The sequence below is a fragment of the Pseudomonas syringae group sp. J248-6 genome (genome assembly GCF_032586995.1).
Taxonomy (GTDB): domain Bacteria; phylum Pseudomonadota; class Gammaproteobacteria; order Pseudomonadales; family Pseudomonadaceae; genus Aquipseudomonas; species Aquipseudomonas amygdali.
In genome coordinates, this window is sequence record NZ_JAWHOP010000042.1 from 1 (window position 1) to 7,254 (window position 7,254).

The 7,254-nt window shown below is 59.0% G+C and carries 7 protein-coding genes; 5 read left to right on the forward strand and 2 right to left on the reverse strand.

What is annotated here, in order from left to right; translation table 11 throughout:
* Nucleotides 1-1,245, reverse strand: a 1,245-nt coding sequence (locus tag RYC17_RS26720; protein ID WP_316904785.1) for a mechanosensitive ion channel family protein, incomplete at its 3' end; no start/stop codon positions are given.
* 157 nt (nt 1,246-1,402) lie between these two features.
* Here RYC17_RS26720 and RYC17_RS26725 point away from each other — a divergent pair.
* Nucleotides 1,403-2,515 carry an XAC2610-related protein gene (locus RYC17_RS26725; protein ID WP_316904786.1) on the forward strand — a complete coding sequence of 371 codons (1,113 nt, stop codon included), beginning with the start codon at nt 1,403-1,405 and terminating at the stop codon, nt 2,513-2,515.
* A gap of 15 nt (nt 2,516-2,530) precedes the next feature.
* On the opposite strand, the gene RYC17_RS26730 is transcribed toward RYC17_RS26725, so the two are convergent.
* Nucleotides 2,531-3,424, reverse strand: a complete 894-nt coding sequence (locus RYC17_RS26730; RefSeq protein WP_005746285.1) for a LysR family transcriptional regulator — start codon at nt 3,422-3,424, stop codon at nt 2,531-2,533.
* Between the two features lie 106 nt (nt 3,425-3,530).
* Here RYC17_RS26730 and RYC17_RS26735 point away from each other — a divergent pair, with 106 nt between their 5' ends.
* The 4 genes from RYC17_RS26735 to RYC17_RS26750 all read left to right on the forward strand — a co-directional run.
* Nucleotides 3,531-4,793: an MFS transporter gene (locus RYC17_RS26735; RefSeq protein ID WP_316904787.1), complete on the forward strand. Its 1,263-nt coding sequence runs from the start codon at nt 3,531-3,533 to the stop codon at nt 4,791-4,793.
* Nucleotides 4,790-5,818 (forward strand): alpha/beta hydrolase, encoded by a 1,029-nt coding sequence (locus RYC17_RS26740; protein WP_316904788.1) that lies wholly within the window; start codon nt 4,790-4,792, stop codon nt 5,816-5,818. The genes RYC17_RS26735 and RYC17_RS26740 overlap by 4 nt, the downstream gene beginning before the upstream one ends.
* 225 nt (nt 5,819-6,043) lie before the next feature.
* Nucleotides 6,044-6,412 carry an antibiotic biosynthesis monooxygenase family protein gene (locus RYC17_RS26745; RefSeq protein WP_058408507.1) on the forward strand — a complete coding sequence of 123 codons (369 nt, stop codon included), beginning with the start codon at nt 6,044-6,046 and terminating at the stop codon, nt 6,410-6,412.
* 49 nt (nt 6,413-6,461) lie between these two features.
* Nucleotides 6,462-7,254 (forward strand): NADP-dependent oxidoreductase (locus tag RYC17_RS26750; RefSeq protein ID WP_316904789.1); only part of this gene is annotated, 793 nt, incomplete at its 3' end.

A 7,254-nucleotide genomic window follows, 5' to 3' on the forward strand; every position in this document is an offset into this window, starting at 1 on the left:
CCGCAACCCCACCCGCATATCCGCCCCACTAGGCTGCTGATACAAATTCAACCCAAACTCCGGCATCACCGTAATCAGATAATCGAAAATATCCCCCTGTATGCGCTCGTACTCCACCCACACCGTCGTGCGGGTGAAGCAGTAGATTTCCAGCGGGATGCCCTGCGAAGTAGGCTCCAGCTGACGAACCATGCAGGTCATGCCTGGATTGATGTCGACGTGACTTTTCAGGTACGCCAGCGCATAGGCGCGGAAGGTGCCGATGTTGGTCATGCGTCGGCGGTTGGCGGACATTTGTGCGACGTTGCCTTGTGCCTGGTTCCAGGCCAGTAATTCGGCCTGTTTGCGGCCGATGTAGTCGGTGAGCAGGTGGATTTGCATCAGTTGTTGTTCTTCATCGTCACGCACGAAGCGCACGCCGCTGGCGTCGATGAACAGGCTGCGCTTGATGCGTCGCCCGCCTGATTGCTGCATGCCGCGCCAGTTGCGGAACGACTCGGACATCAAGCGCCAGGTGGGGATGGAGACGATGGTTTTGTCGAAGTTCTGCACCTTGACGGTGTGCAGGGTGATGTCCACCACGTCGCCGTCTGCGCCCACTTGCGGCATTTCGATCCAGTCGCCGACGCGCAACATATCGTTGCTGGTCAACTGCACACTGGCGACGAAGGAGAGCAGGGTGTCCTTGTAGACCAGCAGGATGACCGCCGACATGGCGCCGAGGCCGGACAGCAGTAGCAGGGGCGAACGATCGATCAGGGTGGCGACGATGATGATCCCGGCGAAGACGTAGAGGATCATCTTCGACAGTTGCACGTAACCCTTGATGGAGCGCGTGCGGGCGTGTTCGGTGCGCGCGTAGATGTCCAGCAGGGCATTGAGCAGGGTGCCGATGGCTAATGTCATGAACAGGATGGTGAACGCCATGGCGATGTTGCCGATCACGTTGCGGCCCGCAGTGCTCAGGCCCGGGACCAGCGTGAGGCCAAACTGAATGACCAGTGACGGCACCATCTGCGCCAGTCGGTGAAAGACCTTGTTGTGGCGGAAGTCGTTGACCCAGTGCAGGGATGGCTGACGGCCGAGCATCTTCACCGCGTACAGCACCAGAAAGCGCGCCACGCGGCCAAGCACCAGTGCGGCGGTCAGCAACAGGATCAGCGCCAGCCCGGTGCGTACCCACGGGTGCTGATCGAGCATGTCCCAGAGTTCCTGGGTCTTGAGCCAAAGCGAGTGAATATCCATAAAAGCATCGGGCCCGTTGAGCGAAGAGGGGCGTGATTAAAACATTTACCGGGTCGGACGGGGCGGCCCGTCAGCACAAAGTGCACGTTGGGCAACGATTTCAAATTGTATCGATTGCTGAAGTAGACTCATCGCTCATTATCAAAGGAGTTGCGTCTTGCACCTATCCATCGTTCAACGCTGTGCGTCACGCCTTGGGTTGCAGGCGTTGTGGGTACTGGTCGGTCTGGCCTCGTCGGCAATGGTCAGTGCCGCCGGTGCGCTACCGACCTACGGTGACATGGATGCAGCAGGCTTTGCGGGGGCCCCGCGGGAGAACTATGTCCTGCAGGACTTTTCCGATAAATACCGTGCGACGCTGGATATTTCCGCCAAGGACGATGTGTTTCGTCCCGGCGTCATCAACGTGTACGACAAGGCCAGCGGTGCGGCCTTGATCCGCGTGCAGTCCGATGAGCTGGTACTCGGCACTGACCCGAAAACCGGCGAGGTCAAAACCAACGTGCACGAGTTGCCCTATGGCGAACAGAGCGTACTGATCTATCAGGATTTCAACTTTGATGGCATCAAGGACCTGGCGTTGATGGACGGGCAGAACAGCTGCTATCACGGCCCCTCTTATCAGGTCTTTCTCGGCACGGCCGACGGTTTTCGGCACAGCGATTCGTTTACCGAACTGGCGCAAAACAACTGCGGCCTGTTCAGCGTGAATGAGAAAGCCCGCAAGATCGAGACCATGACCAAGGACGGTTGCTGCTGGCACCAGACGTCTACTTACAGCATCCGTAATGGCGAACCGGTTCTGGAAACGCAGACGGTCCTTGACCATACCGGTGGGTCGGGACTGCCGACTGAAACAGTCAGTCGCAACCAGAATGGCAAGATGACGCACACCACCAGCATCGTCTGGGAGGAAGACGAGCAGCGTGAGATTCTTCTGTCGTTCGGGCTCGCGCCTTCCGGCAAGCGCATTGTGTTGTTCCGTTCAGGGGACGCAAGCCCGGTCTTCTACGCAGCCGTGGACAGCAAGAATCAGGTCGGGCTGCTGTTTCCCCAGGCTGAAGGTAAGCAACTGAAGTGCGACGCTGCCAGTCACGTATTGAGCTTCGTGCGCGGCGATACCGCTTATCGGATCGTGGGTGACGCAAAGGGTGCGCCCACCGCCATGCAAGTGGTGGTGCGTGGCAAAACCACCGAGCTGAAACTGCTTGCCGAGCCTGCTCAAGGTTCGCTGAACAAGGTCGCGGATGCGTTGAAAGCCGCGCAGTAATCAGGCGGCGGGGTGCTAGCCCCGATACCTCACCGCCTCAACAAACGCGCTGAATGCCGGCGACGCCTGTCGCCGGTTCGGGTAGTACAAGTGAAAACCTTCGAAGTAAGGGCTCCAGTCGACCAGCACTTCTTTCAGGCGGCCGCTGGCGATGTGCGGCTCGGCCATGGAGTCCGGCACGTAGGCCAGGCCCACGCCGTCCAGTGCAGCGTTGAGCACATGGATCATGCTGTTCGACGTGAATTGCCCGTTGACTCGAAGGTTGAGCTTGCGGCTGTCCTTCTCGAACTCCCAGGCGTAGCAACTGCCGTTTGGCGAGTGGCGGATGTTGATGCAGGTGTGTTGAGTCAGGTCCTGAGGCTGCAGCGGGACGGGATGTCGCTCGAAGTAGGCCGGCGAGCCGACCACTGACAAGCGCCAGTCAGGCCCCAGGCGCACGGCAATCATGTCCTTGCTGATGGACTCCCCCAGGCGGATGCCCGCATCGAAACGTTCGCTGACAATATTGGTGAAGCCGTAGTCGATGCAGATCTCGATCTGAATATCCGGGTACTGCGCCAGAAACCCTGCAAGCATCGGGCGGATGATGCCTTCTGCGGCGTCATCAGAGCAGGTAATGCGAATGGTGCCGGCGGGTTTGTCGCGCAGTTCGCCCAGCACTTCGACTTCTGCGGCAATCTGGTCCAGCAGCGGCCCGATCGAGCGCATCAGCCGTTCGCCTGCTTCGGTCGGGGCTACGTTGCGGGTGGTTCTCGCCAGCAGGCGCAGGCCCATGCGCTCTTCAAGGCCTCTCATGCTGTGGCTCAGGGCCGAGGGCGTAACGCCCAGTTTGGTCGCAGCCTTGGTAAAGCTCTGATCACGGGCCACCAGCAGGAAGGCTTGCAGGTCATTGAGTTTCGGTGTGCTCATTGCTGAGTATCTCTCACAAGCGCGTGGAAATTACGGCGTCTAATAATCCTAATCCCTTTGCCCTAACCTGTGCCGACTATTTTCAACATCGCCAGGTCAGTGACGCATGCAAGCATTCGATTCAACGCTAAAGGGGGCTGAGACGACAGTACATCCGCCAGCTTGGGGCGCCGTGTTTTCGATGGCGCTGTGTGTGGTGGTGCTGATTGCGTCGGAGTTCATGCCGGTCAGCCTGCTGACACCTATCGCGCAGGACCTCGGCATCAGCCAAGGGCAGGCAGGGCAGGCGATTTCGATCTCCGGCTTTTTTGCTGTGTTGACCAGCCTGCTGAACACGCCACTGACCGGGCATCTGGATCGCAAGCCTGTCCTGCTGGGCTTCAGCCTGTTGCTGCTGGTGTCTGGCGTGATCGTCACGCTGGCCTCCAACGGCTGGTTGTTCATGACAGGCCGTGCATTGCTCGGGATTGCCATTGGCGGTTTCTGGTCGATGTCGACCGCTACCGTGATGAAGTTGGTGCCGAAGCAATCGGTCGCCAAGGGCCTGGCACTGATCAACGGCGGCAATGCGCTGGCGGCGACGGTCGCCGCGCCATTGGGCAGCTTCATGGGCCAGTACATCGGTTGGCGCGGGGCGTTTTTCCTGGTCATTCCGCTCGCGGCGCTGGCGTTTGCCTGGCAGTGGCTGAGCCTGCCGGCCATGCGCAGTCAGCCGAACAACCGGGCACGCAATCCGTTCCGCCTGCTGCGCAACCCGCAAGTGGCCGTCGGCATGAGCGCGATCCTGTTGCTGTTCATGGGCCAGTTCGCCGTCTTCACCTACCTGCGCCCGTTTCTGGAAGAGATCACCGAGGTCAGCGTCAACACGTTGTCCCTGATGCTTTTGGCGCTGGGGGCCAGCGGGCTGGCCGGCACCTACCTGATCGGCAGGCTGCTGCACAAAGACCTGTATGCCTGCCTGATCGCCATTCCGTTGCTGATGGCGGTGCTGGCCGTGGCGCTGACCGGCCTGGGCCATTCACCTCAGTCCGTCTTCATTGTGCTTGCCGTCTGGGGGCTGATTGCCACACCTGCGCCGGTCGCCTGGGGCCTGTGGTTGAGCCGCACGCTACCCGACGATGCCGAGGCGGGCGGCGGCCTGATGGTGGCGACCATTCAATTGGCGATCACCGCCGGGGCCGGTATCGGCGGCGCGCTGTTCGACAGCCTCGGTTGGTGGAGCCCGTTCGCATTCGGTGGCGTGTTACTGGCGTGTTCGGCCGCGCTGGCCTGGACGGCACGCGACAACGCGTCCCTGCAGGAAAGCAACACCGGTCAGGGCCGGGCAGATAAACGCGGGTCAATTTCTCAACGAGGTAACACGCCATGAAAAAGATTCTTTTGATGCTTGGGCTTTTAATCAGCTCATACGCTGCGACAGGAGCAGACATGTCTCACGGTGCCGATAATTTCTACACAAGCGACAAGGTCGTTGCGCAAAAAGTGCTGTTCAACAACCAGTACAAGATAAAAGTCGCGGGCAACCTGTTTATACCCAAAGGCTCGAACCCGAACGTTAAAGCTCCGGCAATCATCGTCGGCCATCCGATGGGGGCGGTGAAGGAGCAAAGCGCCAATCTGTACGCGCAGAAACTGGCAGAGCAGGGGTTTATCACCTTGTCGCTGGATTTGTCGTTCTGGGGCGGGAGCGAAGGCCAGCCGCGTAACGCCGTTTCACCCGATCTATACGCCGAAGACTTCAGCGCCGCAGTGGACTTTCTCGGCACCCAGACCTTTGTGGACAAGAATCGCATCGGGGTTCTGGGCATCTGCGGCAGTGGCAGCTTTGTCATCAGTGCCGCGAAGATCGACCCGCGCATGAAAGCTATCGCCACCGTCAGCATGTACGACATGGGTGCCGCCAATCGCAATGGTCTGAAACATTCGCAAACCCTGGCTCAGCGCAAGAAGATCATTGAGCAGGCGGCACTGCAACGCGACGTGGAATACAGCGGTGGCGATACGGCCTACACCAGCGGCACCGTACACAAGCTGACTGACAAATCCGGGCCGATCGAACGCGAGTTCTATGATTTCTATCGCACGCCACGGGGCGAGTTCACGCCTGAAGGTCAGTCCCCCGAACTGACCACTCACCCGACGCTGACCAGCAACGTCAAGTTCATGAACTTCTATCCGTTCAACGACATCGAGACGATATCGCCACGCCCGATGCTGTTCATTGCCGGTTCGGTTGCGCACTCTCTGGAGTTCAGCGAAGAGGCCTACAAACTGGCCGGTCAGCCCAAGCAACTGATTATCGTACCGGGCGCGGGGCATGTGGACCTTTATGATCGGGTCGATCTCATCCCGTTCGACAAGCTGGGTGAGTTCTTCAAGAAAAACCTGAAGTAATCAGCCCGTCCTGAATACTTCAAAAGGCCCTGCAACAGCAGGGCCTTTTTCGTCGTCAGCCTTTTGCGACTTCAAATCTGACCGCCACTGCACCCTGGTGACAGAAACTGTCCCTCTCCCCACTTACCATGGCACAGACAAGGCAAAGCCCTTGATGAGCGCTTGACGCAGCGGAGACTGTTGTTGCCTTGGCAATCGAATCAGTAGCTGATTGAGGAGATCACCATGTCCAGTGTTGAGCCGCTTGATCCGTCGTTTCCATTAAGCCAACAGATGGGAATCGATGCTGCCCCCATCGTATTAATCAACGTCTGCACGATGTCAGTTGAGGACGAAGCAGCCTTTCTCATCGCGTGGGCAACTGACGCTGCGTTCATGAAAAAACAGCCTGGCTTCATCTCGACGCAGCTGCATCGCGCGCTGGGAGACAGCCCAACGTATCTCAACTACGCAGTGTTCGAGTCTGCGCAGTCCTGGCGCACTGCTTTCAAACACCCTGACTTCCGCGAGATCACCAAGGCACATCCGCCATCGGCGGTATTTCGCCCGCATCTGTTTCAAAAAGTCGCTGTAGCGAATTTATGCACAGCCTAGCGACGGGAATCCTGTCCCGGTAGTTATTTACGCAGTAAGAGGACTACTTATGAAAGCCGTTCAGTTCAACGAATACGGTGGCACCGATGTATTGAAGATCGTCGACATAGACCCTCCGCACGCGGGGCCGGGTGAGGTGCGCATTAAAGTGCAGGCGGTCGGTGTCAATCCCATCGATTGGAAAATACGCGCGGGGTATGTTGATGACTTCATGCCCGTGACCTTTCCCGCCGGTGTCGGCTCAGAGGCGGCAGGCATCATTGATGAGGTCGGTGAGGGTGTTTCAGGATTTGCCGTCGGTGACGTCGTTTTCGGCTACGGACGAAATACTCTGGCGGAACAGGCAGTCCTGAGAAGTTGGGCGTCTGTGCCGCGCAACATGCCAATCGAGGTGGCAGGTGGTTTGCCTGTCGTTGTTGAAACTGCGACCCGCATCCTCGATCACGTCAATATCAAAGCCGGCGAAACACTCCTGATAACGGGCGCGGCAGGTGGTGTCGGGTCTGCCGCCATCCAGATGGCACTGCATCGCGGTGCCATCGTGATCGGTACGGCGAGTGCTCCCAAGCATGAGTACCTTCGCAGCCTGGGCGCTGTGCCGACCACCTACGAACCCGGCCTGGCCGCCAGAGTCCAGGCCTTGGAACCCAACGGCGTCAATGCCGCGCTGGACCTGGCCGGAGCTGGCAGCGTGCCTGAACTGGTTGCCATTGTCGGTGATGCCAGCCGGGTCGTGTCCATTTCTGATGTGTCGGCCCCGCAGCATGGTATGACCCCCGAAGGTTGGACAATTATCCACCTACGCTGCCTTGGCGGCCTGCATTCTGTATTCCACAGGACTC

Bases quoted from the DNA above. Each gene is read 5' to 3' on its own strand.
- RYC17_RS26730 (WP_005746285.1), bottom strand. From the start codon at position 3,424: ATGAGCACACCGAAACTCAATGACCTGCAAGCCTTCCTGCTGGTGGCC.
- RYC17_RS26735 (WP_316904787.1), top strand. From the start codon at position 3,531: ATGCAAGCATTCGATTCAACGCTAAAGGGGGCTGAGACGACAGTACAT.
- RYC17_RS26740 (WP_316904788.1), top strand. From the start codon at position 4,790: ATGAAAAAGATTCTTTTGATGCTTGGGCTTTTAATCAGCTCATACGCT.
- RYC17_RS26745 (WP_058408507.1), top strand. From the start codon at position 6,044: ATGTCCAGTGTTGAGCCGCTTGATCCGTCGTTTCCATTAAGCCAACAG.